At 72.6% G+C, this 26,868-nt stretch carries 20 protein-coding genes and 2 pseudogenes; 9 read left to right on the top strand and 13 right to left on the bottom strand.

Annotated elements, in window-relative coordinates:
* Window positions 1–98: 98 nt before the first annotated feature.
* The 6 genes and pseudogenes from AB0I73_RS33905 to AB0I73_RS33930 form a co-directional block, all read left to right on the top strand.
* Window positions 99–2,045 (top strand): annotated as a pseudogene (locus AB0I73_RS33905) (MinD/ParA family protein); the annotation flags it as partial.
* Between the two features lie 295 nt (window positions 2,046–2,340).
* Window positions 2,341–4,254 (top strand): ABC transporter substrate-binding protein, encoded by a 1,914-nt coding sequence (locus AB0I73_RS33910; protein WP_363043922.1) that lies wholly within the window; start codon window positions 2,341–2,343, stop codon window positions 4,252–4,254.
* Window positions 4,255–4,272: 18 nt separating this feature from the next.
* Window positions 4,273–5,346, top strand: a complete 1,074-nt coding sequence (locus AB0I73_RS33915) for an ABC transporter permease (RefSeq protein ID WP_363043924.1) — start codon at window positions 4,273–4,275, stop codon at window positions 5,344–5,346.
* Entirely contained in the window at window positions 5,343–6,356 is a 1,014-nt protein-coding gene (locus tag AB0I73_RS33920; protein WP_363043926.1) for an ABC transporter permease, read from the top strand. Before AB0I73_RS33915 ends, AB0I73_RS33920 begins: the two co-directional genes overlap by 4 nt.
* On the top strand, window positions 6,353–7,432 hold the full coding sequence (locus AB0I73_RS33925; protein ID WP_363043928.1) for an ABC transporter ATP-binding protein: 1,080 nt from the start codon (window positions 6,353–6,355) through the stop codon (window positions 7,430–7,432). Before AB0I73_RS33920 ends, AB0I73_RS33925 begins: the two co-directional genes overlap by 4 nt.
* Window positions 7,429–8,463, top strand: coding sequence for an ABC transporter ATP-binding protein (locus AB0I73_RS33930; protein ID WP_363043930.1), 1,035 nt, complete (start codon window positions 7,429–7,431; stop codon window positions 8,461–8,463). Before AB0I73_RS33925 ends, AB0I73_RS33930 begins: the two co-directional genes overlap by 4 nt.
* Before the next feature lie 23 nt (window positions 8,464–8,486).
* Here the strand turns inward: AB0I73_RS33930 and AB0I73_RS33935 are convergent, their stop codons facing one another.
* The 9 genes from AB0I73_RS33935 to rimP all read right to left on the bottom strand — a co-directional run bounded on the left by AB0I73_RS33935 (window position 8,487) and on the right by rimP (window position 20,701).
* Window positions 8,487–9,440 (bottom strand): bifunctional riboflavin kinase/FAD synthetase, encoded by a 954-nt coding sequence (locus AB0I73_RS33935; protein ID WP_363043932.1) that lies wholly within the window; start codon window positions 9,438–9,440, stop codon window positions 8,487–8,489.
* A 164-nt stretch (window positions 9,441–9,604) separates the two neighbouring features.
* A complete protein-coding gene (locus AB0I73_RS33940) occupies window positions 9,605–13,099 on the bottom strand; it encodes a trypsin-like peptidase domain-containing protein (protein ID WP_363043934.1) in 3,495 nt (1,164 codons plus the stop codon).
* A 311-nt stretch (window positions 13,100–13,410) separates the two neighbouring features.
* Entirely contained in the window at window positions 13,411–14,316 is a 906-nt protein-coding gene (truB, locus tag AB0I73_RS33945; protein WP_363043936.1) for a tRNA pseudouridine(55) synthase TruB, read from the bottom strand.
* Window positions 14,313–14,759 (bottom strand): 30S ribosome-binding factor RbfA, encoded by a 447-nt coding sequence (gene rbfA / locus AB0I73_RS33950; RefSeq protein ID WP_363043938.1) that lies wholly within the window; start codon window positions 14,757–14,759, stop codon window positions 14,313–14,315. Before rbfA ends, truB begins: the two co-directional genes overlap by 4 nt.
* Window positions 14,760–14,824: 65 nt before the next feature.
* Window positions 14,825–15,118 (bottom strand): DUF503 domain-containing protein, encoded by a 294-nt coding sequence (locus AB0I73_RS33955; RefSeq protein ID WP_109377392.1) that lies wholly within the window; start codon window positions 15,116–15,118, stop codon window positions 14,825–14,827.
* A 439-nt stretch (window positions 15,119–15,557) separates the two neighbouring features.
* Window positions 15,558–18,611 (bottom strand): translation initiation factor IF-2, encoded by a 3,054-nt coding sequence (gene infB, locus AB0I73_RS33960; RefSeq protein ID WP_363043940.1) that lies wholly within the window; start codon window positions 18,609–18,611, stop codon window positions 15,558–15,560.
* A 150-nt stretch (window positions 18,612–18,761) separates the two neighbouring features.
* Window positions 18,762–19,055, bottom strand: a complete 294-nt coding sequence (locus AB0I73_RS33965; protein WP_363043942.1) for a YlxR family RNase P modulator — start codon at window positions 19,053–19,055, stop codon at window positions 18,762–18,764.
* A 102-nt stretch (window positions 19,056–19,157) separates the two neighbouring features.
* Window positions 19,158–20,144, bottom strand: a complete 987-nt coding sequence (nusA, locus tag AB0I73_RS33970) for a transcription termination factor NusA (RefSeq protein ID WP_363043944.1) — start codon at window positions 20,142–20,144, stop codon at window positions 19,158–19,160.
* A 2-nt stretch (window positions 20,145–20,146) separates the two neighbouring features.
* Window positions 20,147–20,701 carry a ribosome maturation factor RimP gene (gene rimP / locus AB0I73_RS33975; protein ID WP_363043946.1) on the bottom strand — a complete coding sequence of 185 codons (555 nt, stop codon included), beginning with the start codon at window positions 20,699–20,701 and terminating at the stop codon, window positions 20,147–20,149.
* Window positions 20,702–20,934: 233 nt separating this feature from the next.
* On the opposite strand from rimP, the gene AB0I73_RS33980 reads away from it, so the two are divergent.
* From AB0I73_RS33980 to AB0I73_RS33990, 3 genes are all read left to right on the top strand, one after another.
* Complete coding sequence (locus AB0I73_RS33980) at window positions 20,935–21,504, top strand: hypothetical protein (protein ID WP_363043948.1); 570 nt, start codon at window positions 20,935–20,937, stop codon at window positions 21,502–21,504.
* A gap of 3 nt (window positions 21,505–21,507) precedes the next feature.
* Window positions 21,508–21,972, top strand: a complete 465-nt coding sequence (locus AB0I73_RS33985) for a ferritin-like domain-containing protein (RefSeq protein WP_363043950.1) — start codon at window positions 21,508–21,510, stop codon at window positions 21,970–21,972.
* Window positions 21,973–22,034: 62 nt separating this feature from the next.
* A complete protein-coding gene (locus AB0I73_RS33990) occupies window positions 22,035–22,946 on the top strand; it encodes an aminoglycoside phosphotransferase family protein (RefSeq protein ID WP_363043952.1) in 912 nt (303 codons plus the stop codon).
* An 89-nt stretch (window positions 22,947–23,035) separates the two neighbouring features.
* Here AB0I73_RS33990 and AB0I73_RS33995 read toward each other — a convergent pair whose 3' ends face one another.
* From AB0I73_RS33995 to AB0I73_RS34010, 4 genes and pseudogenes are all read right to left on the bottom strand, one after another.
* A complete protein-coding gene (locus tag AB0I73_RS33995) occupies window positions 23,036–24,736 on the bottom strand; it encodes a proline--tRNA ligase (protein WP_363043954.1) in 1,701 nt (566 codons plus the stop codon).
* Between the two features lie 326 nt (window positions 24,737–25,062).
* On the bottom strand, window positions 25,063–25,629 hold the full coding sequence (locus AB0I73_RS34000) for a GNAT family N-acetyltransferase (RefSeq protein ID WP_363043956.1): 567 nt from the start codon (window positions 25,627–25,629) through the stop codon (window positions 25,063–25,065).
* Between the two features lie 98 nt (window positions 25,630–25,727).
* Entirely contained in the window at window positions 25,728–26,576 is an 849-nt protein-coding gene (locus AB0I73_RS34005) for a GNAT family N-acetyltransferase (protein ID WP_363043958.1), read from the bottom strand.
* 141 nt (window positions 26,577–26,717) lie between these two features.
* A pseudogene (locus AB0I73_RS34010) lies at window positions 26,718–26,868 on the bottom strand (4-hydroxy-3-methylbut-2-en-1-yl diphosphate synthase); the annotation flags it as partial.

Below are 26,868 nucleotides of genomic sequence, written 5' to 3' on the forward strand. Positions count from 1 at the left end.
GATCCGCACCTGCCGGACCTCGAGGTCGTCGTCCCTGTCGTCGTCGAGGTCGTCGTCCAGGTCCTCGTCGAAGACCGCGCTGACGTCGAAGCGGCCCGCCACCGGTGGCGCCGCCCCCGCCGTACCCCACTGCCCCGGCACCTGCGAGCCAATGGCCCGCGCAGCCGCCGCAGGCCCCCGCAGCGGCCCCCGCGCCGGCGCCGGCACAGCCCGCGGACGCGGAAGTACCCGCGCAGCAGCAGCCGTTCCAGCCGCAGGCGCCGCAGCCCGCGCCCGCCGCCTGGAACGCGCCGGACGGGCCGACGCCACAGCAGCGCCAGACGCCGACCCCGCCCGCTCCGCAGGCTGGATACGGTTTCCCCCAGCCGGGCGTTCCCGCTCCCGGCGCCCCCGCCGGTTACGGGTTCCCGCCCGCCGGTCCCGTGCCGGTCGCCCCGACTCCCCCGGCCCAGCCGGGCGGTTACGGCTTCCCGCAGCAACCGCCGGCGCAGCAGGCGCCTCCGCGACAGCCCGTACCGCCGCAGGCACAGCCCCAGCAGCCCGTACCGCCGCAGCCCCAGCAGCCGCAGGCCGTACCGCAGCAGCCGCAGGCCACCCAGCAGGGGTTCCCTCTCCAGCAGCCCCAGCCCCAGCCCCCGCACGCTGGTCAGCCGCCGCAGCCGCCCGTCGATCCCCGCGCCGGGGCCGCCTGGCCGCAGCCGATCCAGCACGACCAGCGGCAGCAGACCAACCCCGGTGCCGCGCCGCTCGGTTACACCGCGGCCGTGGAACTGTCGTCGGACCGGCTGCTCAACAGCAAGAAGCAGAAGGCGAAGAGCACTCGGCCGGCTGCGGGCGGATCGCGTTTCAAGCTGGGTGGCAAGAAGGAGGAGGCCGAGCGGCAGCGGAAGCTGGAGCTGATCCGTACGCCGGTGCTGTCCTGCTACCGGATCGCCGTGATCAGTCTCAAGGGCGGTGTCGGCAAGACGACCACGACCACCGCGCTCGGCGCCACCCTCGCCAGTGAGCGGCAGGACAAGATCCTCGCGATCGACGCCAACCCCGACGCCGGTACGCTCGGCCGCCGGGTGCGGCGGGAGACCGGGGCCACCATCCGTGACCTGGTGCAGGCGATCCCCCACCTCAACTCGTACATGGACATCCGGCGGTTCACCTCCCAGGCCCCCTCCGGCCTGGAGATCATCGCCAACGACGTCGACCCTGCCGTCTCGACGACCTTCAACGACGAGGACTACCGGCGGGCCATCGACGTTCTGGGCAAGCAGTACCCGATCATCCTCACCGACTCCGGTACGGGTCTGCTCTACAGCGCCATGCGCGGGGTGCTGGACCTGGCCGATCAACTCATCATCATCTCGACACCCTCCGTGGACGGCGCGAGCAGCGCCAGCACGACGCTGGACTGGCTGTCGGCCCATGGGTACGCGGATCTCGTCTCGCGGTCGCTCACGGTCATCTCGGGTGTGCGCGAGACCGGAAAGATGATCAAGGTCGACGACATCGTGTCGCACTTCCAGACCCGCTGCCGGGGCGTGATCGTCGTACCGTTCGACGAGCATCTGGCCGCCGGCGCGGAGGTCGATCTCGACATGATGCGGCCGAAGGTGCGGGAGGCGTATTTCAACCTCGCGTCGATGGTCGCCGAGGACTTCGTCCGGCACCAGCAGTCGCACGGCCTGTGGACCTCCGACGGCAACCCGCCGCCGGTCGCCGCCCCGCCGCTGCCGGGCCAGCACATCCCGAACCAGCACATCCCGAACCAGTACATCCCGGGCCAGCCGTACCCCGGACAGCCGGGCCCGTACCCCCAGCAGCCGCAGCCGGGCCAGCCGTACGCCCCTCCCGGTCAGCCCGGCCAGCCCCATCCGCAGCAGGGCCACCCCCAGCCCCCCGCACCGCCCGGCCCGGCATACCCGCAGGCCGCTCCCGGCCAGCCGTACCCCCAGCCCGGCTACGGTTATCCGTACCCGGGCCCGCCCGGCCACCCGGACCAGCACGACGGGGGGCAGACTCCTCCCCCACAGGCACCGCCCCCGCAGCAGTAGGGGATATCACCCGATCGGCCCCTTTCGAGGGGCCGATTCCGTTTCCGGCCCGCACCGTTCGCCCCCGGATGCGGGCTCTCCCGCATCCGGGGCGCGGCGCGGCTTCAGTCGCTGGCCAGGAGCGCTTCAGTGGTCTCCACCAATGGGCGCGAAATGCTCGTCAGTTCGTTGTTTCCGCAGGCCACATGGGGTGTGCGTACCGTTGACGACCGCCAGACACCGCTGATAGACACTCACCACTCACCTGATCAACCCGTCCTACCCGTGCGAGTGATGACGCGAGGTCAGCGACCCTATGGACACGAACGATCAGTACGGCGGTCAACACGAGACCGGACGTCCGGGCACCGGGCCACGGTCCAGACCACGGGCAGGGAGCGGCGTTCCACGCCGGGTCCGGCTCGCCACGGCGGCCGGTGCGGCCGCGCTCGCCCTCACCGCCGGGCTCGCGACCCCGCTCGACCCGGCGCCGCGGCAGGCCCGGGCGGCCGACGACGGGAAGCAGACGCTGACCGTCGCGGTGGCGCAGAGCGTCGACTCGCTCAGCCCGTTCCTCGCGGTGCGGCTGCTCAGTACGAGCATTCACCGGCTCACCTACGAGTACCTGACCAACTACGACCCCGAGGACAACCGTGTCATCCCGGGCCTGGCCACCGAGTGGAAGTCGTCCCCGGACAAGTTGACGTGGACGTACACCATCCGCTCCGACTCCACGTGGTCGGACGGGCAGCAGGCCACCGCCGAGGACGCGGCGTGGACGTTCAACACGATGATGACCGACGAGGCCGCGGCCACGGCCAACGGCAGCTTCGTCGCCAGCTTCGAGAAGGTCACCGCGCCGAGCCCGACCGAGCTGGTCATCCGGCTGAAGAAGCCGCAGGCCACCATGACGGCGCTGGACGTGCCGATCGTGCCCAAGCACGTGTGGGAGGAGGTCGACGACTTCTCGAAGTTCAACAACGACAAGGACTTCCCGATCGTCGGCAACGGGCCGTTCGTCCTCACCGACTACAAGCCCGACAGCTATGTGCGGCTGGTGCCCAACAAGGACTTCTGGCGCGGGGCGCCGAAGTTCGACGAGTTGCTCTTCCGGTACTACAAGGACCAGGACGCGGCGGTGTCCGCGCTGCGCAAGGGTGAGGTGTCGTTCGTCGCCGGATCGCCGTCCCTGACGCCGGCGCAGGCGGCCTCACTCCGGAACGAGAAGAACATCAAGGTCAACGACGCGCCCGGCCGCCGCTTCTACGCCCTCGCCACCAATCCGGGTGCGAAGGCCAGGAACGGCGAGAAGATGGGGGACGGGCACCCTTCACTGCTGGACCAGCGGGTCCGCAACGCGCTGTTCAGGGCGGTGGACCGGAAGACCATCATCGACAAGGTGTTCCAGGGCCACGCGGAGATGGGCTCGGGCTACATCCCGCCGCGGTACGAGCAGTACTTCTGGGAGCCGTCGGCCGACCAGGAGCTGGCGTACGACCCGGCGGAGGCGGCCCGACTGCTCGATCAGGCGGGCTACGAGAAGAACGCTGACGGCAAACGGGTCGGCAAGGACGGCAAGCCGCTGAACTACCGGGTCCTGTGCCACGCCACCGACCCGAACGACAAGGCCATCGGCAAGTACCTCGAGGAGTGGTGGGGCGACCTCGGCATCGGGGTCACGCTCAACTGCCTGGACAACGTGACCGATCCATGGCTCGCCGGCGAGTACGACCTGGCCTTCGACGGCTGGTCGGTCAACCCCGACCCCGACTTCGTCCTGTCGATCCACACCTGCGGGGCGCTTCCGGCGACCCCGAAGGACACCGGCGCGACCGACAACTTCATCTGCGACAAGAAATACGACGAGCTGTACGCCCAGCAGTTGGTCGAGTACGACCCCGCCGAACGGGCGAACATCGTCCGGCAGATGGAGTCACGGCTGTACGACCTCGGGTACATGAACGTCATGGCGTATCCGAACGCGGTCGAGGCGTACCGCACCGACCAGATCGAATCGATCACCACGATGCCGAAGAAGGCCGGCAACCTCTACGGCCAGGACGGCTACTGGAGTTGGTGGTCCGCGGTACCGGCGAGCTCCGGTGAGGCCTCCGAGGACGGGTCGTCGACGGGTGTGGCCGTCGGGATCGCCGCGGGTGCCGTCGTCCTCGTCGGGCTGGGGGTGTTCGTGGCGATGCGGCGGCGGGCCACCGCCGAGGACCGCGAGTAGGGCGGGCGACGGGTACTCATGACCGCCGACGCGACATCCGCTCCGGTCGAGGGCACGCAGACCGCCGGTCCGGCGAAGGACGGACCGGCGGCCCGCGGGCCGCGCACCCGCACCACCACCGCGTACCTGCGGTACGTGGCGGGCAAGGTGGCCGGTGCGGCCGTGTCCCTCCTGGCCGTCCTCGTCACCAGTTTCTTCCTCTTCCGGCTGATCCCCGGCGACCCGGTGAAGTTCATGACCGGCGGACGTCAGGTGTCGGCCGAGCAACTGGCCGCCTACCGAAGTGAGTTCGGGCTGGACCTACCGTTGTGGCAGCAGTTCACCGACTACTGCGGCAAGGCGCTCACCGGGGACCTGGGAACGTCGTACCAGTTCAACGCACCGGTGATCGACAAGATCACCGAGGCGTTGCCGAACACGCTGCTGCTCACCGGTACCGCCTTCGTCCTCTACACGGCGCTCGGCATCGTGCTCGGCACCCGGTCGGCGTGGCGGCACGGGCGGCTCGGGGACCGGATCCACACGGGGCTGGCTCTGACGCTGTACTCCATCCCGTCCTTCTGGCTCGGGCTGCTGCTGATCATCACGCTGTCGGTGGGCATCGGTCCGGTTCCGGGGCTGTTCCCCACCGGTGGCATGGAGTCGGGCGGCGAGGAGGGCTTCGCCCAAGTCCTGGACGTGGCGCACCATCTGGTGCTGCCCGTGCTGACGCTGGTCGCGGTGGAGTACGGGCAGACGCTGCTGGTGACCCGGTCGGCACTGCTGGACGAGATGGGCAACGACTATCTGACCACCGCGCGCGCCAAGGGACTGCGCGACGATCTCGTACGGCGCAGACACGCGGTGCCCAACGCGCTGCTGCCGACGGTGACGCTGATCTTCATCAACCTCGGCCGGACGGTGGCCGGTGTGATCCTGGTGGAGACGGTGTTCTCCTGGCCGGGGCTCGGCGGGCTGTTCTACCAGGCACTGAGCGTGCCCGATCTGCCGCTGGTGCAGGGACTGTTCTTCGTGTTCGCCGCCGCGGTGATCGTGATGAACACGCTGGCCGATCTGATCTATCCGCTGCTCGACCCCCGGGTGGGCCGATGACGACCGACAACGGCACGACAGGGAAACCGTCCGCGGGAAGCACCACGGGCGGCGCCGGAACACCCCCGGGCACGCCTCCGGACACGCTCGCGGCCGCAGCGGGCAAGGAGCAGGCGGTCACAGGTCCGCGCGCGCTCGCGTGGCGACGGCGCCGGGACTCGGCCGCACGTTTCTGGCGGCAGTACCGCACCCACCGGGCCGGCGTCTTCGGCCTGGCGGCGCTCCTGCTCTTCGCACTGCTCGCGCTGGCCGCTCCCCTGCTGGTCGGCTCCGACGTGGACAACGTGACGGACGCTCCGGGCAGCCCGATGGAGAGCCCGAGCACGGAGTTCCCCTTCGGCACCGACCAGTTCGGGCGGAACCTGCTCGGTCTGGTGATCTGGGGGGCGCGGGTGTCACTGCTGGTGGGGCTGCTCGCCGCCGTGCTGTCGGTGGCGATCGGCACCCTGATCGGCGTGACGGCGGGGCATTTCCGGGGCTGGTACGCGACGGTGATGATGCGCGTCACCGACTGGTTCCTGGTGATGCCCACCCTGGTGCTGGCGATCGCGCTGGCCACCGTGATGTCCCGCTCGCTCGTCACCATCGTGGTGGCGATCGGGGTGACGACCTGGCCGACGACGGCCCGGCTGGTGCGCGCGCAGACCCTGGCGGTGGAGACCCGGCCGTACATCGAACGCGCGCGGGCGCTGGGCGGTGGGCACTGGCATGTGATGTCGCGCCATGTGCTGCCCAACGTGATGCCGCTGGTGCTGGCCCAGACGACCCTGATCATCTCCGCGGCGATCCTCGCCGAGGCGACCCTGGCGTTCCTGGGGCTCGGTGATCCGACAGTGGTGTCGTGGGGCGGGCTGCTGCAGGACGCGCGGGAGGCGGGCGCGGTCAGCGCCGGCCGCTGGTGGTACCTGGTGCCGCCGGGCATCGCCATCGCCGTGGTGGCGCTGGCGTTCACACTCTGCGGGCGGGCCGTGGAGTCCGTCCTCAACCCCAGGCTGGGGGTGTCCCGTTGAGTCTGCTCGACGTCAGGGACCTGACGGTGACCTACGCGGGCGGGGCCGCCGCGGTACGCGGGGTGGACCTGCGTCTGGAGGCCGGCCAGAAGCTGGGCATCGCCGGGGAGTCGGGCTGCGGCAAGTCCACGCTCGCGCTCGCGCTGCTGCGGCTGCTACCGGCCGGAACGCGGACCGGTGGGGAGATCCTGTTGGACGGCGAGGACGTCCTGGCCATGAAGTGGGGCCGGGTACGGGCGGTCCGCTGGGCCGGGGCCTCGATCGTGTTCCAGGGCGCGATGCACTCCCTCAACCCCGTCCACCGCATCGGCGACCAGATCGCCGAGCCGATCCTGCTGCACCGGAGGGCGACCCCGGCCGAGGCGCGGAAGAAGGCCGGTGAGCTGCTGGAGCACGTCGGTCTCCCAGCCGCCCGCGCGACGGACCATCCGCACGAGCTGTCCGGCGGACAGCGCCAACGCGTCATGATCGCGATGGCGCTGGCCTGCGATCCGCGGCTGATCATCGCGGACGAGCCGACCACCGCGCTCGACGTGATGATCCAGGCGCAGATCCTGCGGCTCATCGAGCAGCTGGTCGCGGACCAGGACGTGGGGCTGATCATGATCAGTCATGATCTGGCGGTCCTCGCCGACACCTGTGACCGGCTCGCGGTGATGTACGCGGGACGGGTGGTGGAAGAGGGCCCGGCCGGACAGGTCCACGAGGCCGCCCGGCATCCCTACGCCCGTGCGCTGTCGGCGGCGTTCCCCCGTATCGGCGACCCGGTGTCCCGCTTCGCTCCGCGGGGGCTGGCGGGCGACCCGCCGGACCCGTCGGCGCTGCCGGCCGGGTGCACCTTCCACCCGCGCTGCCCGGTGGCCCTGGAGTCCTGCGCGATCGAGGACCAGGCGCTGCGGCCGGCGGGGCCTCGGCGGCGGGCGGCCTGTGTACGGGTCGTCGCGGAGGACACGTCCGAGAGCACACGGGACCACGAGCCCGAACGACACGAACCCGAACCGCAGGAATCCGAACCGCAGGAACCCGGTCCGCAGGAACCCGGCCCCCTGGAGGAAGTGAGGCGTACCACCCCATGACGGCCTCCCCCGCTGTTGTCCCCTGCCCCCCCGACTTCACCGGCACGCCGCCCCTGCTGAGCGCCCAGGGTGTCCACGTCGTCTTCCCCGGCCGGAACGGCGCCCCGCCCGCTCGCGCGGTGGACGGCGTCGATCTCGACATCCGGCCCGGTGAGATCGTCGCCCTGGTGGGTGAGTCGGGCTGCGGCAAGACGACACTGGCCCGTGCCCTGCTGGGCCTGGTCGAGCCGACCGCGGGGCGCGTCGCCTTCGACGGGCGGCCGCTGGACCGTTCCAGCCGTTCCCTCAAGGCGTACCGCAAGCGGGTCCAGCTGGTGCTGCAGGATCCGAGCGGCTCGCTCAATCCCCGGCACACGGTGTACGACGCGGTGGCCGAGGGGCTGCGCATCCACGGTTACCGCGGCGACGAGCGGGCGGCGGTCGCGGGAGCCCTGTCCCGGGCCGGGCTGCGGCCACCGGAGCGCTTCTTCCTGCGGTACCCGCACGAGCTGTCCGGCGGGCAGCGTCAGCGGGTGGTGATCGCGGGTGCGCTGGTCCTGGAGCCCGAACTCCTCGTCGCCGACGAGCCGGTGGCCTCGCTGGACGCCTCCGTACGCGGCGAGATCCTGGCGCTGCTGCTCCGGCTGCGCACCGAACTGGGCCTGTCCGCGCTGGTGGTCACGCACGACCTGGGGCTGGCCTGGAACATCGCCGACCGGGTCGCGGTGATGTATCTCGGCCGGATCGTGGAGACCGGGGCGGTGGAGCAGGTGCTGACCGCGCCCCGGCACCCCTACACCCAGGCCCTGTTGTCGGTGCTCCCGGAGGCGCCGGGCGACCCGGTGGTCCTCACGGGCGAGCCCCCGGACCCGGCCCGGGTCCCCGGGGGCTGCCGGTTCCACGCGCGCTGCCAGATCCTGCTCGGCGGCGAGGCGGGCCGGGCGGGCGTGGCGGACGCGTGCCGGACCCAGGACCTGGAGATCCTCGACGGCGGGGGCGGCGGGGCGGGCGGCCAGGTGGCCTGCCACTGGGCCCGCGCGGGCGAAGCCTGACCGAAGGCCGCGCCGCCCGGGGGCTACGCCTTCCCGGCGGCGGCCACCAGGTCCGTGCAGCGCCTGACGTCCGCGGCCATCTGCTCCATCAGGTCCTCCAGCGTGTCGAACCTGGCCTGGCCGCGGACGAAGGCGAGGAAGTCGACAGCGACGTGGAGGCCGTAGAGGTCCAGGCCGACGCGGTCGATGGCGTAGGCCTCGACCGTGCGCTCGGTGCCGTCGAACTGCGGGTTGGTACCGACGGAGATCGCGGCCGGCATGGCCTCGCCCTGGGCGTGCAGCCAGCCCGCGTAGACGCCGTCGGCGGGGATCGCGGTGTGCGGGAGCGTCTCGACGTTGGCCGTGGGGAAGCCCAGTTCGCGACCGCGCTGGGCGCCGCGGACGACCACGCCCTCCACCCGGTGCGGGCGGCCCAGGATCTCGGCGGCGCCCTCGACGTCGCCCTCGGCGATCAGGCGGCGGGTGAGCGTGGAGGAGAACGGCTCGCCGCCGCCCGCCTCGCCGGTGACGTACAGGTCGACGACCTCGACCTCGAAGTCGTAGACCTTGCCCTGCTCGGCGAGGAATTCCACGGTGCCCGCGGCCCGGTGGCCGAAGCGGAAGTTGGGGCCCTCGACGACCGCTTTGGCGTGCAGCCTGTCGACCAGGACCTTCCCCACGAATTCGGCCGGTGACAGCTTCGAGAACTCCGTGGTGAACGGGAGGATCAGGACCGCGTCCACCCCCAGCTCGGCCATGAGCTCGGCGCGGCGGTGGTGCGGGGAGAGCAGCGGCGGGTGGCTGCCGGGGCGGACCACCTCGCTGGGGTGCGGGTCGAAGGTGACGACGACCGCGGGGACGCCCAGTTCCCGGGCCCGGCCCACGGCATGTCGGATGATCAACTGGTGTCCGCGATGGACTCCGTCGTAGGAGCCGATGGTGACGACGCTGCGCCCCCAGTCCTGGGGGATGTCCTCCAAGCCACGCCAGCGTTGCACTGTGCCTGCTCCTTGTCGAAACCTTGTCGAGCCGAGTCCGTGGACTTCTTCCGCGCAGGTCTAAGGGTGCCATGCCGACCGCCGTCGGCCCGCATCGGCATGGGTGCTGTGACGGGGTCCACCGACTGGCACGGCCCACCACGCCCGGCACGGCCGACGGCGGCTCAGGCGGGGATGCCCGCGCCCGCCAGGTCCTCGATCGTCCGGCGGGTGCCGGGGCCCACCACGGCGGCCCACTCCTGGGGCGCGTCCGCCAGCCAGTGGGCCAGGGCGGCGGCGAAGCCGGGCACCCGCCGCCCCAGATCGACCAGACCGCTGTCGAAGTGGGCGGCGCCGTCGGGGGTGCGGACGAGGAGCAGACCGGTGCGGTGGACGAGCTCACGCGCGGTGGCACCGGAGCAGCGGGCCGCGGCGCCCAGCACCGCGGCCAGGACGGCGGGGTCGGGTGCGCGGGTGAGGAGCGGATCCAGCAGTTCGCGGCGCAAGGGCCGGGAGGCGGGGGTGCCGGGCTCGGCGAGGACACCGGCGAGGGCGGCGAGCAACGGCTGCGGGCCGCCCTCCAGCAGGCCGGCGAGCAACGGCAGGAGCACGTCGTGGTCGACCGTCTCCCGGGCCAGGCGACGGCCCGTGTACGCGGCCAGCTCGCCCGCGAGGTCCGGCCGCTGTTCCACCGCCGTCCGCAGGAGCGCGGCGACGCGGGGGGCCAGGGCGGGTGTGGTGGCGTCGGCGAGGGTGTGCAGCGTCTCGCGCGCGTCCGTGTGTGCGAGCCTCGCGCGGAACGCTTCGAGGACGGGCTCCGGGTGGGAGGCGAGGGCGCCGGTCAGCGCGCTCGGCGGGAGGTGCGGGTCACCGGCCGCGAAGTGTTCCAGGGCCCGCGGGAGGTGGCGGTCCCTGCTGTTCGGGTCTTGGACGAGGAGGGCGAGCGCGCCGCCGTGCAGGGGCCGGTCGGCGGTGCGCAACAGCAGGGCGAGGGCCGCGTACCGCAGCAGGGTGCGGTCGGTCACGTCACGGGCGTGCGGTGCGGCCCGCAGTCCGTAGGCCACGGCTGCCGCGCGGCGTGCGGGCCGCTCGTCGCGCGCCCAGCGGTCGACGGCCCTGCACATCGCCGAGGGGTCCTCCTCGGCCAGCACGGTGAGCAGTTGCCCGGCCCGCCGGTGCGCGCTGTCGGCGAGGACCTCGGTGAGAGTGTCCGGGGCGCGGTGCCGGTGGGTGTGCAGCAGTGCCTGCGCCGCGGTGGCGACGGTCGCATGCGGGGTGGCGGGCAGCGACCGCTCGTCCTCGAACCACCGCACGAGGTGCGGGAGTACGGCGACGGGGTCGGCGGTGAACAGGCGGGCGGCGGCGTCCAGGAAGCGGGGGCCGGTCTCGCCCGGGGGACCGTCGGCGTGGACGAGCCGGCGCAGCAGCTCGAAGCCGGTCTCCAGGGGCAGCGGGAGAGCCGTCCAGAAGGCCGGTCCCAGTTCCCTCGGCATTTTCCGCCGCTGCTGCCGCCAGGCCACGATCCGGTCGGCCAGGAGCCGGAGCACCTCGGCGTAGGGCGTCGCGTCGGGCACGCGTGCGAGGGTCTCGGTGAGCAGCCGGGCGGCCCACCAGGAGCCGGGATCCGCGTCGAGGGCGTGCACCAGGTCCGCCAGCCGGGAGGCGAGCGGGCCGGTGCCGTGGTGACGGGTGAGCAGCAGCATGGCCTGGACGACGGGGCCGATCCGGTGGTGCGGGACGGGGTGGCGGTCGGTGCCGGGGCGGGTGGCGTGAGTGTGGTCGTCGTGGTCGTGGTGGTCGTGGACCAGGGCCCGCAGGGCCGCGTCCAGGTCGAGGTGGGTGCCGTGGAGCCAGTCGGCGAGTTCCTCGTGGGCGAAGCGGTAGCCGGTCCCGGCCGGGACGAGGATGCCCTCGGCGAGTACGGCGGAGGCCCAGCCGGTGCCACCGCCGAGCCGGGCCGGGGCGGGCCCCCACGGGAACACCTCCTCGAACGCCTCCCGGCCCAGCTCGCCCTGTCCGGGGCCGAGACTGCGCCGGGCGGCCTCGTGCACCTGTCCGGAGACCCTGGCGGCCAGCCGCCGTACGGCGGTGCCGCGCAGTCCGCTCTCGGCGGCGAGGCGCACGGCCACGCGCAGGCACATCAGGTCCAGGTGGGCGGAGAGGACGTCGTGGCGGTCGGCGCGGGCGTCCGGGGCCTGCGGGGCGTCGGCGAGGGCGGCCCGGACCTCCGAGAGCAGCCGGAGGGTCAGCGGGTGCCGGGAGTCGGCCGGGGAGCCCTCCGGGATGCCGTAGCGGGCACGCGCGTGGATGGCCTCCTGGGCGGTCAGGTCACCGAGGCGCACGCACGCGGGGAGGTCTTCGGCGGTGGCTCCGTCCTGGTGTCCGCCCTGGCGCTCGCCTCCGTCTCCGCCCCGGTGCAGCAGGTCCGCGGGGAGGAGCGCGCCCGCACTCTCCCAGTACTCCGCGCGGCACCCCACCACCAGCCGCGCGCCCGTCCTCCGTAGCCAGCGCGCCGTCCCGTCGGTCCACCGGGCGAGGCGGTCGGCCAGGGCGGGCGGCATCTCCTCCGGACCGTCGAGCAGGACCAGCAGGGGGCGGCCGGCGGTGCCGGCCAGCGCGGCGAGGCGTCCCGGGCCGGTGTCGCCGAGGCCTTCGGGGCCGCCCGGGAACGGGGTGCGGGAGGCGGCCACGATACGGGCGGCCCGGTCGAGTGCGCGGTGGGCCGCGTTCGCGACGGAGAGGTCGTCGTCCCGCAGGTCGGCGCCGCGCAGCCACAGCGTGGGCAGTCCGGCGCGGTGGCGGCGGGCGGCGAGCGCCGCGAGTTCCGTCGTACGGCCGCTGCCGGGCGGTCCGACGAGGCCGAGCACCGCGGCCCGGCCGCGCTCGAACGCGGCGAACTCCGCGGTCGTGGCCGCCCGCTCCACCGGCACCACGCCTCCGGGGGCGAGGACGCCCGACGGGCCGTCCTGCCCGACCGAGGTGGCGGTGAGTTCCAGGACGCCGGCGACATTGAGGTCGGTGCCGTACGCCGGGACCGTCGCCGCGTTCTCGGCGAGCAGTTCGGCGAGCGGGCTCCGGGCGGGGCGGAGCCGCACGGCGAAGCCGACGTCGCGGCTGCCGGACCGGAGGGCCGTGCCGAGGACGCCGAGCACGGCGCCGGTGGCGGCGTCGAGCACCGGGCCGCCGGCCGCTCCGCCGCCGGGGCGCAGGGCGTCGCGGCCGGTGGTGCCGATGGCGAGCTCCAGCGCGTCGTCGAGGGGGTGGCAGCGGTCTGCGGCCGTGTACGTCACGGTGGTCGTGCCCAGTACGCGTGCCTCGCGCCAGCATCCGGCGGCGATCCGCACATAGGTGCCGCTCTCGACGCGGTTCCGCGTGGCGACGGGCAGTGGAGCGGTGCCGAGCCCCTCGCTGCGGACGAGGGCGAGGCCGAGTTCGGGCAGCGGGGTGACGGCGTCGGCGCTCACCACGCGGTGGCGGTCGCCGGGGGCGTGCAGGACGAGGCGGGGCAGGCCGTCGACGGCCTCGTGGCTGGTGATCAGGGTGCCGCGGTGGTCGGCGGGGAAACCGAGACCGCGCGGACGGCCGGCGAGGTCGTGGATGCGGACGAGGACGTCGCCGGGTGGGTGCTCCCCCGCCGTCCGGACGGGCTCCCGCCCCACCGGACCGTTGCGCGACGTCATCGTCGAGCCTCCCCGCCGTGCCTTCGTGCCGTGCTCTCGCCCTGCCGTGTTCTCGAGATTCTCAAGGTCTCGAGATCCTCAAGGTCTTGACAGTAAGGCCGAAATGATCAGTGGGGTAGCTCACTCGGCGAACGCGCCCCCTTCCACTCCCCCGGTTCACTCCGAGCGCCCGCACTTACGGGTGAATGAACGGGCCCGGATGGACAGACCCTTGGGGTGGGGGAACCGAGGGGGACCGTGGAGCGGCGGCATGTCCATCCCTGTGCCGCCGCTCCACGGCGGGAACGCACCGTCAGCCGTCCGTCCCGGTGTCAGTTGAAGACGGCCAGGCTCTTGGCCTTGCCCCTGTGCTGCTCGACGAGGGCGAGGAACCGGCCCTCGGGGCCGAAGACGGCCGTCGGACCGGCTCCCGCGTACTCCTCGGGCATCTCCAGGCGCACACCGTTGGTGAGCAGCCGGGCGCGCCGGGCGTCGACGTCCCAGCGCGGGAAGGCCAGGGCCGCGGCTTCGGCGATCGGCAGCACGGTCAGCTCCTGCTGGTGCTGCTCGAGGGTGCGGGCCGCGTCCAGCTTGTACGGACCGACACGGGTGCGGCGCAGCACCGTGAGGTGGCCGCCCACGCCCAGTCCGGCGCCCAGGTCACGGGCGAGGGCACGGATGTACGTACCGGAGGAGCAGACGACGGAGACCACCAGGTCGAGCACCGGGGTGCCGTCCTCGGCGACGGCCGGCCGGACGTCGTGCACGGCGAACGAGGAGACGGTGACCGGCCGGGCGGGGATGTCGAACTCCTCGCCTTCCCGGGCCCGTTTGTAGGAGCGCACACCGTCGATCTTGATGGCGCTGACCTTGGACGGCACCTGCATGATGTCGCCGCTCAGCTTGGCGACGCCGGCGTCGACGGCCTCGCGGGTGACCCCGGAGGCGTCGGTGGACGAGGTGATCTCGCCCTCGGCGTCGTCCGTGAGGGTGTTCTGCCCGAGCCGGACGGTGCCCAGGTACTCCTTCTCGGTCAGCGCGAGGTGGCCGAGGAGTTTGGTCGCCTTCTCGACGCCGAGGACGAGGACGCCCGTCGCCATCGGGTCGAGGGTGCCGGCGTGGCCGACGCGCCGGGTGCGGGCGATGCCGCGCATCTTGGCGACCACGTCGTGCGAGGTGAAGCCCGACGGCTTGTCGACGATGACAAGGCCGTCGGGCGTGGTGTGCTTCTGGGTCATCCGGCGGTGTCGTCCGTCTCTTCCTCGGGCTTGCGGTACGGGTCGGCCCCGCCCGCGTACGTGGCGCCCGCGGACGCCTCGCGCACCTTGGCGTCGGACTGGCGCGCCTTGTCGAGGAGGTCCTCGATGTTGCGCGCGGTGTCCGGGAGCGCGTCCATGACGAACGCCAGGGTCGGCGTGAACTTCACGCCCGCCGCCCGGCCCACCTCGGAGCGCAGGATGCCCTTGGCGCTCTCCAGGCCGGCCGCCGCGGCCGCGCGCTCCTCCTCGTCCCCGTACACCGTGTAGAAGACGGTTGCCTCCCGCAGGTCACCCGTGACCCGGGTGTCCGTGATGGTGACGTGGGTGCCGAGCCGCGGGTCCTTGATCCCGCGCTGCAGCTTCTGGGCCACCACCTCTCGGATGAGGTCCGCCAGCCTTTTCGCCCGCGCGTTGTCGGCCACTGGTCCGTCTCCCGTTCTTTCCTGTCTGAGTGGTCGGAACTCCGGGTTCCCGGAGCCTGGATCCGTCAGTCGTCCTCGCCGTGGAAGCGCCGTCTGACGGACAGCAGCTCCACCTCGGGGCGCCCGGCGACCAGCCGTTCGCACCGGTCCAGCACGTCGGTCAGGTGCGCCGCGTCGCCGGACACCACCGCCAGGCCGATGACCGCCCTGCGATAGAGGTCCATGTGGTCCACCTCGGCCGCGCTCACCGCGTACTTCCGCTGGAGTTCGGCGACGATCGGGCGGACGACGGAGCGCTTCTCCTTCAGCGAGCGAACGTCGCCGAGGAGGAGGTCGAAGGACAGCGTCCCCACATACATGTACAACCGGTTCACCCGCCGGTACGGGATCGACGTCCCCGCCGTCCGTGGTGGGCGGGGACATCAGAACCGTACAACGAGGGGGCGAGTCCGATCGACGGATATTGCGCTCCGTGGCTCCAGTGCCCCGGCAGGCAGCGTTCGCCCGTCAAGGAGCGGCGTCATGGGGGTGCCCCCTGCTCGAGCGGAGCCGAGAGCTTGGGGGAGCGTGCTCTCGGTGTGCCGCCCGGAAGTCCTCGTACTGGACGTACTCGGGCTTTCGGGCGGTGCGGCGAAGGGGGTACCTCCCTGCTCGAGCGAAGCCGAGAGCTTGGGGGGCGCGTACCGGGCGTCGCGACGGAGCGAACGTTGCCTGTTGGGGCACTGGGCCCCGGACACACGGGCCGGCCGGCGGGACCGTGTGTCCAGGGGCCCGCCGGCCGGTGTGCACCGTGGGGTGTTACGCCCGCGGCTTCTCGCGCATCTCGTACGTCGCGATGACGTCGTCGACCTTGATGTCGTTGAAGTTTCCGAGGTTGATACCGCCCTCGAAGCCTTCGCGGATCTCGGTGACGTCGTCCTTGAAGCGACGCAGACCGTCGATGTTGAGGTTCTCCGCGATGACCTTGCCGTCGCGGATGAGGCGCGCCTTGGTGTTGCGCTTGACCTCGCCGGAGCGGATGAGAACACCCGCGATGTTGCCCAGCTTGGACGAGCGGAAGACCTCGCGGATCTCCGCCGTGCCGAGCTCGACCTCTTCGTACTCCGGCTTGAGCATGCCCTTGAGGGCCGCCTCGATCTCCTCGATCGCCTGGTAGATGACCGAGTAGTACCGGACGTCCACGCCTTCGCGCTCGGCCATCTGCTGTGCCCGCCCGGCGGCGCGCACGTTGAAGCCGATCACGATGGCGTCCGAGCCCATCGCCAGGTCGATGTCGGACTCCGTGACCGCACCGACGCCACGGTGCAGGACGCGGATGTCGACCTCTTCGCCGACGTCCAGCTGGAGCAGCGAGGACTCGAGGGCCTCGACCGATCCGGACGCGTCACCCTTGATGATCAGGTTCAGCTGCTGGACCTCGCCGGCCTTGAGCACCTTGTCCAGGTCCTCCAGCGACACGCGGCGCGTGCGCTTGGCGAACGCGGCGTTGCGCTCACGGGCGGCGCGCTTCTCGGCGATCTGACGGGCCGTACGGTCCTCGTCGACGACGATGAAGTTGTCGCCCGCACCCGGGACGTTGGTCAGGCCCAGGACCTGGACCGGCGTCGACGGGCCGGCCTCGGCGACGTTGTTGCCGTTGTCGTCGAGCATGGCGCGCACGCGGCCGTAGGCGTCGCCCACCACCATCGTGTCGCCGACCCGCAGGGTGCCTCGCTGGACGAGGACGGTCGCCACGGCACCACGGCCGCGGTCGAGCCGGGACTCGATCGAGATGCCCTGTGCGTCCTGCGCCGGGTTGGCCCGCAGGTCGAGCGAGGCGTCGGCGGTGAGGACGACGGCCTCCAGGAGGCTGTCGATGTGCAGACCCTGCTTGGCGGAGATGTCGACGAACATGGTGTCGCCGCCGTACTCCTCGGCCACCAGGCCGTACTCGGTCAGCTGACCGCGCACCTTGGTCGGGTCCGCGCCCTCGACGTCGATCTTGTTGACCGCGACGACGATCGGGACGTCGGCCGCCTTGGCGTGGTTGAGCGCCTCGACCGTCTGCGGCATGACGCCGTCGTTGGCCGCGACGACCAGGATCGCGATGTCGGTCGACTTCGCACCGCGGGCACGCATGGCGGTGAACGCCTCGTGACCCGGGGTGTCGATGAAGGTGATCCGGCGGTCCTCTTCGTTGACCTCGGTCGTGACCTGGTAGGCACCGATGTGCTGGGTGATGCCGCCGGCCTCGCCCGAGGCGACGTTGGTCTTGCGGATGGCGTCGAGCAGGCGGGTCTTGCCGTGGTCGACGTGACCCATGACGGTGACCACCGGCGGACGGACGACCAGGTCCTCGTCGGAGCCCTCGTCCTCGCCGAACTCCAGGTCGAAGGACTCGAGCAGCTCGCGGTCCTCCTCCTCCGGGCTGACGATCTGAACCGTGTAGTTCATCTCGTCGGCGAGGAGCTGGAGCGTCTCGTCGGAGACGGACTGGGTCGCGGTGACCATCTCGCCGAGGTTCATCATGACCGCGACGAGCGACGCCGGGTTGGCGTTGATCTTCTCCGCGAAGTCGGTGAGCGACGCACCGCGCGACAGGCGAATGCTCTCGCCGTTGCCGCGAGGCAGCATCACGCCGCCGACCGACGGGGCCTGCATGGCCTCGTACTCCTGGCGCCTCTGCCGCTTCGACTTGCGGCCACGACGGGCCGGACCGCCGGGACGGCCGAAGGCGCCCTGCGTGCCACCGCGGCCACCGGGACCGCCGGGACGGCCACCGAAGCCGGGACGGCCACCGCCGCCACCGAAGCCGCCGCCACCACCGGGACGACCGGCGAAGCCGCCGCCGCCACCGGGACGACCGGCGCCACCGCCGCCGCCCGGACGGCCGGCGAAGCCGCCGCCGCCACCGGGACGACCGCCGCCGGGACGACCGGCACCGGCCGGGCCACGGCCGCCGGGGCCGCCACCGGGACGGGGACCGGCAGCCGGACGCTGCGGCATCATGCCGGGGTTCGGACGCGGGCCGCCGGGGCCGCCACCGGGACGGGGACCGCCCTGCGGACGCGGCATCGAGCCCGGGGTGGGACGCTGCCCGCCCGGAGCCTGCGGACGCGGACCGCCGCCGCCCTGGCCGCCGGGGGCCTGGGGACGGGGGCCGGCGCCGGGGGCACCGGGACCGCCGGGACGCGCGCCCTGCGGGCGGGGCGCCTGCGGGCGGGCCATACCGGTGGAACCACCGGAGGTGAAGGGGTTGTTACCCGGACGCGGACCGGCCGGGCGTGCACCCGGACGCTGACCGCCGCCACCGGGGCGCTGCCCCTGACCGGCCGGGCGTCCGCCCTGGCCGCCCTGGCCCTGGCCGCCCTGACCCTGGCCGCCGGGGCGACCACCGGGCTTGGGGGCGCCGGGACGCGCACCGGGCTTCGGCCCGGACGGAGCCGGGGAGGAAGCCTGCGCGGCCGGCGGGGCCTGGAACTCCGGAGCCGCCGGGGCCGGACGCGGCGCGGGCCGCGGGCCCGGCGTCGGACGGGGACCCGGCGTGGCCGGAGAGGGCGCCGACGGGGCAGCGGGCTGCTGGGCCGCGGCGGGCTTGGGGGCCGGCGGCTTCGGGGCAGCCGGACGAGCCGCCTGCGCCGGTGAGGGCGCGGCGGGCCTGGGGGCCGCCTTCCGGGGGGCGCCGGGCTTCGCGGCGGACCTGCCGTTGCCCCCGCCCTGCTGGAAGGCGTCGGTCAGTTTGCGTACTACGGGCGCTTCAATCGTTGAAGACGCCGAACGGACGAATTCACCGAGTTCCTGGAGCTTGGCCATGACGACCTTGCTCTCCACACCGAACTCCTTGGCGAGTTCGTAGACCCGGACCTTAGCCACTTCGCTCCTTTGAGGTCCGGGTTGCGTCCGGACCGTCGCTAGTTCATGGGCGTACTCATCGCGTACTCATCGAGTGCTCATCGCAATCTCGACCTGCTTTCGACTCGCGAGGTACCAGACCGTACGGGGGGTTCCGCACGGCATGTCTTCTTACGGATTGCTCTCACAACCCTGTGCCTGCTCGACGTAGTGGCGCAACGCCTTTACGTCGAGCGGTCCCGGGACGCGGAGCGCCCGCGGAAACGCCCTCCGGCGCACCGCCTGGTCAAGACAGACCGGGACGGGGTGCACATAAGCACCCCGGCCGGGCAGCGTACCGCGTGGATCCGGGACGCACGCGTCCTCGATCGCCACGATCCGCAGCAGCTCTTCCTTGACCGCTCGCTCCCGGCAGCCCACGCAGGTTCGCTCGGGGCATGCGCGGATAGGTGTCCGGCCAGACACTCCTCAGTCTACCTCCCCGGACCGACCTCACCCCTTTGGGGCAAGAATCGAACAGATGCCGCCGGTGAGACTGTCGTGATCTCAGCGGGCGGGGGCTCGGATCTATTCCCCGGGCTGTTCCGTGTCCGGTCGGATGTCGATCCGCCAGCCGGTCAGGCGGGCGGCCAGGCGGGCGTTCTGCCCCTCCTTGCCGATCGCCAGCGACAGCTGGTAATCCGGCACCGTCACCCGGGCCGACCGGGCGGCCAGGTCCACGACCTCGACCTTGGAGACGCGGGCCGGCGACAGCGCGTTCGCCACCATCTCGGCCGGGTCGTCCGACCAGTCGACGATGTCGATCTTCTCGCCGTTCAGCTCGCCCATGACGTTGCGCACGCGGCCGCCCATCGGGCCGATGCAGGCGCCCTTGGCGTTCAGCCCGGACCGGGTGGAGCGGACGGCGATCTTCGTACGGTGGCCGGCCTCACGGGCGATGGCGGAGATCTCCACCGAACCGTCGGCGATCTCCGGCACCTCCAGGGCGAAGAGCTTCTTCACCAGGTTGGGGTGCGTGCGCGACAGCGTGACCGACGGGCCGCGCACGCCCTTCGCCACCCGGACGACGTAACTGCGCAGCCGCATGCCGTGCGGGTAGGTCTCGCCCGGCACCTGCTCCTGCACCGGCAGGATGGCCTCCAGCTTGCCGATGTCGACCAGGACGTTCTTCGGGTCGCGGCCCTGCTGGACCACGCCGGTGACGATGTCGCCCTCGCGGCCGGCGTACTCGCCGAGCGTCGCGTCGTCCTCGGCGTCGCGCAGCCGCTGCAGGATGACCTGCTTGGCCGTGGTGGCCGCGATGCGGCCGAAGTCGGACGGGGTGTCGTCGAATTCGCGGGCCTCCTGGCCCTCTTCGAGGTCCTCGGGGTCCTCCTTCGCCCACACCGTCACATGTCCGGATTCCCGGGCGAGTTCCACGCGCGCGTGGCGGCGGCTTCCCTCGGTGCGGTGGTAGGCGATGAGGAGGGCCGATTCGATCGCCTCGACCAGCAGGTCGAGGGAGATCTCCTTCTCCCGTACCAAGAGCCGAAGGGCACTCATGTCGATGTCCACGGTTACGCCTCCTCTTCCGTCTCGTCGTTCTTGTCGTTCGCGCCGGTCGTGCCGGTCCTGTCGGTCGCGTCGGTCTTGTCGTCCTTGCGGTTGAACTCGACCTGGACGCGCGCCCTGCTGATGTCGTCGAAGGCGAGTCTGCGCGCGGTGGCCTTGCGGCCCTTGACTCCGGGCACCTCGAGGTCGATGCCCTCGTCGTCGACCCGCAGGATCCTGGCGACCAGTTCGTCGCCCGCGGTCAGCCGGAAGTTCACCAGGCGGCCCGTGGCACGCACGTAGTGCCGGTGCTCGGTGAGGGGGCGCTCCGCGCCCGGGGTGCCGACCTCGAGGGTGTACTCCCCGCCGCCCATCGCGTCGGTCTCGTCGAGTTTCGCCGAGAGCGCGCGGCTCACATCGGCGATCCGGTCCAGGTCCGCACCGGTGTCGGAGTCGACGACGACGCGCAGCACACGCTTGCGGCCGACCGCGTCCACGGCGATCTCCTCGAGATCGAGGCCCTGCGAGCTGACGAGCGGTTCCAGAAGTTCTCGAAGCCTCTCGCTCTGGGTGCTGCTCATCCGGGTGACTCCTCGGCCGCGTGTGCTGTTGTGGGACGGTGCGCGTGTCTGGTCAAAGGGTATCCGGTCGCGGGGGGTGATGCCGTCCACCCGCTCACGGAGCGGTGCCGCTGACCGTCGTCGGGCGGATGCACGGGTACCGTGATCACGGGCCTGTGGCCCTCCTTCCGTTCTTTCCGTCGCCACGCTTCTTTCCGTCGCCACGTTCGTACGAGCCCCCGAGGACGTCTGCCGTGCCGTTCCCCCATGCTCCGCGCGCCCGCTCGGGACCGCGCAGAAGGAGCCTGTTCGCCGTCGCCTCGACGGCCCTGCTCGTGACGGGCTGCTCCACCGGGTCCGAGAAGCCCGACACCACCGCCGGCAGTCGTCCCTCGCCGGCCGAGCGGGTACGCGCGCGTGCGGCGGGCGACAGCAGGGAGCTGGCCGAGCGGTACGACGCCGTGATCGCGGCGCACGCCGGGCTCGCGCCGCGGCTGCGTCCGCTGCGCGAGGAGGTCGTCCGGCACGCGAAGGCCTTCGGGAGCACGGCGACGTCCACGGCGTCGGCGGGGGCGGCGGGGCCGCAGGCGTCGCCGGGGTCTCAGGGGGTGCCGTCCCCCGCCGGGGCCCAGCAGTCCGCCTCGCCGACGGCCTCCGGGCCCGCGACGGAGAAGGACGCCCTCGCCGGGCTCGCCGCCGCGGAGCGGGAGATCGCCGACCGGCGCCTGGAGGACCTGCTGGACGCGCCGGCCGAGCTGGCCCGGCTGCTGGCCTCGGTGGCGGCGGCCGGGGCGGCGCACGTGTATCTGCTGACGAAGGGGTGACGGGTGAGCGAGGCGGAGGACCGGGGACTGCGGGCGCTCCAGGCGGCCCTGGCTGCGGAGCACGCGGCGGTGTACGGCTACGGGGTCGTCGGTGGGCGGATCGCGAAGGAGCGCCGTACGGAGGCGCGCGCGGCGTACGACGCGCACCGCGCGCGCCGGGACGCTCTGGTGCGCGAGGTGACGGACACGGGCGGCGAGCCGGTCGTGGCCGCCGCGGGCTACGCGCTGCCGTTCCCGGTGCCGGACGCGGCCGCGGCGGTACGGCTCGCGTCGGAGTTGGAGCACCGGGTGGCCGGGGTGTACTCGGACCTGGTGCGTGCGAGCCGTGGTGAGCGACGCCGTGCGGCGGCCGAGGCGCTGCGGGAGGCCGCGGTGCGGGCGGTGCGCTGGAGCGGGGAGAGCGTAGCCTTCCCTGGGCTCGCCGAGCGGGCCGACCCGGCCTCGGGGGCTCCGACGCCGGCGGCATGACGGGGCTGCGGGCCGAAAGCGTCGGCAGGCATCGCTCACAGCACGAAGGGAACTACTCGCGCATGGTCTTCGAACCGCCGCAGCGCCTGGTGAGGGCGCTCGGTGAGACGGCTCCCGACGGTGCCCGGTGGCTGGAGAAGCTGCCCGAGGCGGCACGCGAGGCCGTCGCGGTGCGCGAGCTGACCGTGGAACGGGTGCAGGTGCCCGGGGGGCGCAGCAGCCTGGTGGTGCTGGTGCGGACGTCCGACGGCGGCCCCGCGGTGCTGAAGCTGGCTCCGGCGAGGGCCCGGCCGGAGAGCGAGCGGGCCGCGCTGGCCCACTGGAACGGTCTGGGCGCGGTCCGGTTGCTGGAGTCTTCTCCGCCCGCCGACGGCGCGCTGCTGCTGGAGCGGCTGCATCCGGATGTCTCGGTGCGGTCGCTGCCGGAGGCGAAGGCGCTGCTGGAGGCGGCCGGGACGCTGCGGCGGCTGTGGGTCGAGCCGCCCTCGGGCGATGCCGCCCATCCCTTCGAGACGGTGGCGGAACGGACCGGCCGGCAGGCCGAGGCCATGCGGGCGTCCGCCGCGGGCGACCCGGAGGTGGGACCGCTGGTGTCGGCGGCGCTGGCGGTACGCGAGGAGCTGCTGGCCGGACCGCCCGAGCACCGGCTGCTGCACGGCACGTTCCGGCAGAGCAAGGTGCTCTCCGGCGAGCGGATGCCGTGGCTGGCGGTGGGTCCGGACCCGCTGGTCGGGGAGTGCGCCTTCGACCTGGCCCGGCTGGTCCGCGACCGGGTGGAGGACCTCGTCGCCCAGACCTCCGGCGCGGCGACGACCCGCCGCCGGGTGAAGCGTCTCGCGGAGTCCCTGGAGGTCGATCAGGAACGTCTGCGCGGCTGGACGCTGTTCCGCGCGGTGGAGTCCGGCGTACGCGCCCGCCGCGTGGGCCGCGACCAGGACGCCGAACTCCTCCTGGAGTTCGCGACCTGGCTCTGATCCCACGCCTGCCGCCCCACCCGCCGCCGGGACGGGTCCCGGAAGGGTGCCCCGCGCGGTGGTGGTTCCGCGCGGGGTCACCGGGTGGGTCAGGCCGTGAGGCGGGCGACGGCCTCGTCGACGGTGAGTTCCTCGCGTTCGCCGGTACGGCGGTCCTTCAGCTCGACGACGCCCTCGGCGGAGCGGCGGCCGGCGACCAGGATCTGCGGGACGCCGATCAGCTCGGAGTCGGTGAACTTCACGCCCGGGGAGACACCCGCGCGGTCGTCGACCAGGACGCGGACCCCGGCGGCGGCGAGCTTCTGGGAGATCTCGAGGGCGAGTTCGGTCTGCAGCGCCTTGCCGGCGGCGACCACGTGGACGTCGGCCGGGGCGATCTCCTTGGGCCAGCACAGGCCCTTGTCGTCGGCGGTCTGCTCGGCGAGGGCCGCCACCGCGCGGGAGACGCCGATGCCGTAGGAGCCCATGGTGACGCGGACCGGCTTGCCGTTCTGCCCGAGGACATCGAGCTTGAGGGCGTCGGCGTACTTGCGGCCCAGCTGGAAGATGTGGCCGATCTCAATGGCGCGGTCGAGCCGGAGGCCGGTGCCGCACTTCGGGCAGGGGTCGCCCTCTTCGACCACCACGACGTCCACGTACTCGTCGACCTCGAAGTCGCGCCCGGCGACCACGTTCTTGGCGTGGGTGTCGGCCTTGTTGGCGCCGGTGATCCAGGCGGTGCCCGGTGCCACCCGCGGGTCGGCGATGTAGCGGACCTTCTCCAGGCCCTGCGGGCCGACGTAGCCGCGGACCAGGTCGGGGCGACCGACGAAGTCCTCGGCGGTGACGAGTTCGACGGCGGCCGGGGCGAAGTGCGCCTCGACCTTGCCCATGTCGACCTCGCGGTCCCCGGGAACGCCCACGGCGACGATCTCGCCGCCGACCTTGACCAGCAGGTTCTTCAGCGTGGCCGAGGCCGGGACGCCGAGCGAGGCGGCGAGGGTCTCGATGGTGGGGGTGTCGGGCGTCGGGATGTCCTCGGCGGCCGGGACCGCGGAGCCGTCGACGGGCCGCACCTCGTAGGAGACCGCCTCGGTGTTGGCGGCGAAGTCGCAGTGCGGACAGTCCGCGAAGACGTCCTCGCCCGCCTCGGCGGGGGCGAGGAACTCCTCGGACTTGGAGCCGCCCATCGCACCGGCGGTGGCGGCGCAGATGCGGTAGTCGAGGCCGAGGCGCTCGAAGATCCGCTGGTACGCCTGGCGGTGCAGGGCGTACGACTGGGACAGCCCCTCGTCGTCGAGGTCGAAGGAGTAGGAGTCCTTCATCAGGAACTCGCGGCCGCGCAGGATGCCCGCGCGGGGGCGCGCCTCGTCGCGGTACTTGTTCTGGATCTGGTAGAGGATCACCGGCAGGTCCTTGTAGGAGGACGCCTGGTCCTTCACCAGGAGGGTGAAGATCTCCTCGTGGGTGGGGCCGAGGAGGTAGTCGCCGCCCTTGCGGTCCTGAAGGCGGAACAGCTCGGGACCGTACTCCTCCCAGCGGCCGGTCGCCTCGTAGGGCTCACGCGGCAGGACGGCGGGGAGCAGCACCTCCTGGGCGCCGATCGCGTCCATCTCCTCGCGGACGACGCGTTCGACGTTGGCGAGGACCTTCTTGCCGAGCGGCAGCCAGCTCCAGATGCCGGCGGCGGTGCGGCGCACATAGCCGGCCCGGACGAGGAGCTTGTGGCTGAGGACCTCGGCGTCCGCCGGGTCGTCGCGCAGCGTCTTGGCCATCAACTGGGACATGCGCTGGACCGGTGCGTTCGCCATGGTTCTCGTACTCCTGCTGCGTCTGGGTGATGAGACAGGAGGTTAGCCGGGTGGGACGGGACGGTGGAAATCGGTTAGGGCCTGTCCGGCGGATCAAGTCGCAGGAAAGCGACGGCGCCCTCGGTCAGCGCCGGTGAGCGGGGCCTGGTGCGCGCAGCTGCAGGACGGAGGAGGGAGTCGACGCGGGGCGGTGGGGGTCCCCCCGCGCGAGCGCAGCCGAGCGTGGGGGAGAGTGACGACAACGCGGCTGGGGGTCCCCCTGCTCGAAGAGCTTGGGGAAGTGCGTGCCGGATCCCTCGTCTGCTGCATGATCCGCCGGACAGGCCCTACGGGCGCCGGAGTGGCAAAGGTGCTCCCATCACGGCGTACGGCTTGGGGGCGCTGGGGAAATGGACCCGGCGGGCGAGGTCCTCGTACCCCAGGGAGCGGTACAGGCCGCGGGCGGGGCTCTCGATGTCGATGGCGGAGAGGATCGAGCGGGGTTCGTCGGCCCCGTCGGTGATCGTGGTGATCAGGGCGCGGCCGATGCCGTGCTTCTGGTGGCGCGGGTGGACGTGCAGTTCGGTGATGACGAAGGAGTCGTCGAGCCAGTGGTCCCGGCCCTGGGCGCGCAGGTAGGGCTCGACGACGGTGGACCACCAGTGGGAGCGGTCGTTGGGCATGCCGTAGACGAAGCCGACGAGGCGGCCTGCGACGGTGGCGCCCAGGGCTCTGGCTCCGTGCAGGGTCATGTGGCGCAGCACGATCTGCCGGCGTACGGCCACCTCGTCGGGGCCGAGACCGAACGCCGCCGCCTGGACCGCCAGTGCCTCGTCGACGTGGGCGGTGAGGTCGAGGGGGCCGATCACGATGTCGTCGGGACGGGGGTGCCCGTGACCGGGAAAGCGCAGCATGCCGGGGAGACTACAGGGCGTCGGCACGGGCCGGGACTGCGCGGCGGACCGCACTTCGGGGCCGGGGCGCAGAGTGCGGGGCCCTGGGCGGCCCCGGTTCAGAACAGGACGCTCATGAACGCGCCGACCTCTTGAAAACCCACCTTCCGGTAGGTCCGGCGCGCGGGGGTGTTGAAGTCGTTGACGTAGAGGCTGGCCACGGGGGCGACGTCCGCGAGGGCGTAGCGGAGCACGGCCGCCATGCCGGGGGCGGCCATGCCCCTGCCCCGGTGTTCGGGGGCCACCCATACGCCCTGGATCTGGCAGGTCCGGTCGGTGACGGCGCCGATCTCGGCCTTGAAGACGACCTTGCCGTCGGCGTCGAAGCGGGCGAAGGCGCGTCCGGCTCCGACGAGTTCGGCGACCCTGGCCTGGTAGAGCAGGCCGCCGTCGCCCGCCAGGGGGGAGATCCCGACTTCCTCGGTGAACATCGCCACGCAGGCCGGCATGATCTTTTCCATCTCGTCCTTGCGGACGCGGCGGACGTAGGGGTCCGGGGCGATGGTGTCGGGCAGCCGGTCGGTGACCATGAGGGGCTGGTGCGCGCGGACCTCCCTGGCGGGACCCCACTGGGGTTCGAGCAACCGCCACAGGTCGGCGGTGGGTGCCGCGGGGCCGACGACCGAGGAGCAGCGGCGGCCGGCCCGGCGGGCACGGTCGGCGAAGGCGCGGACGGCCCGGGGGGTGGCGCAGATGGGGACCAGGTTGGCGCCGGCGTAGCAGAGGGACGTGAGCATGCCGCCCTCGTACCAGCCCCACATCTCACCGCCGAGCCGCCACGGGTCCAGGCCCGCGACCTGCACCCGGGATGTCACGAAGGCGTTCGCCACCGGCTCGCGGTCGAGGACGGCGAGGGCGGCGTCCAGGTCACTCGGTTCGAGGACCCGAGAAGTGGTCTGCGTCAACACGCGCGGGGGCCTCACACATTTGGGTCTGCTGGTTTCCGCACTGTACCTGCCGAATTTGTGTGCTGCCGCCCCGCGGTGGGGAAACGTTTCCTGCCCGGGGCGTCCCGGGCAGGAACGGCCTGACCAGCCGGGTCGACCGGGTCAGCCGGCGACCGAGATCTGTGGTTCGCCGGAGGCGACGCCGTCGGCCTCCATGCGCTCGGCGATCTTCATGGCCTCCTCGATCAGCGTCTCCACGATCTTCGACTCCGGAACGGTCTTGATGACCTCGCCCTTCACGAAGATCTGCCCC

The sequence above is a fragment of the Streptomyces sp. NPDC050388 genome (genome assembly GCF_040655635.1).
Taxonomy (GTDB): domain Bacteria; phylum Actinomycetota; class Actinomycetes; order Streptomycetales; family Streptomycetaceae; genus Streptomyces.

Coding starts and splice junctions, on each gene's coding strand:
- AB0I73_RS33940 (WP_363043934.1), bottom strand. CDS start 13,099: ATGACGTCGCGCAACGGTCCGGTGGGGCGGGAGCCCGTCCGGACGGCG.
- rimP (WP_363043946.1), bottom strand. CDS start 20,701: ATGAGCAGCACCCAGAGCGAGAGGCTTCGAGAACTTCTGGAACCGCTC.
- AB0I73_RS33910 (WP_363043922.1), top strand. CDS start 2,341: ATGGACACGAACGATCAGTACGGCGGTCAACACGAGACCGGACGTCCG.
- AB0I73_RS33915 (WP_363043924.1), top strand. CDS start 4,273: ATGACCGCCGACGCGACATCCGCTCCGGTCGAGGGCACGCAGACCGCC.
- AB0I73_RS33920 (WP_363043926.1), top strand. CDS start 5,343: ATGACGACCGACAACGGCACGACAGGGAAACCGTCCGCGGGAAGCACC.
- AB0I73_RS33955 (WP_109377392.1), bottom strand. CDS start 15,118: ATGTATGTGGGGACGCTGTCCTTCGACCTCCTCCTCGGCGACGTTCGC.
- AB0I73_RS33990 (WP_363043952.1), top strand. CDS start 22,035: ATGGTCTTCGAACCGCCGCAGCGCCTGGTGAGGGCGCTCGGTGAGACG.
- AB0I73_RS33930 (WP_363043930.1), top strand. CDS start 7,429: ATGACGGCCTCCCCCGCTGTTGTCCCCTGCCCCCCCGACTTCACCGGC.
- AB0I73_RS33995 (WP_363043954.1), bottom strand. CDS start 24,736: ATGGCGAACGCACCGGTCCAGCGCATGTCCCAGTTGATGGCCAAGACG.
- truB (WP_363043936.1), bottom strand. CDS start 14,316: ATGACCCAGAAGCACACCACGCCCGACGGCCTTGTCATCGTCGACAAG.
- AB0I73_RS34000 (WP_363043956.1), bottom strand. CDS start 25,629: ATGCTGCGCTTTCCCGGTCACGGGCACCCCCGTCCCGACGACATCGTG.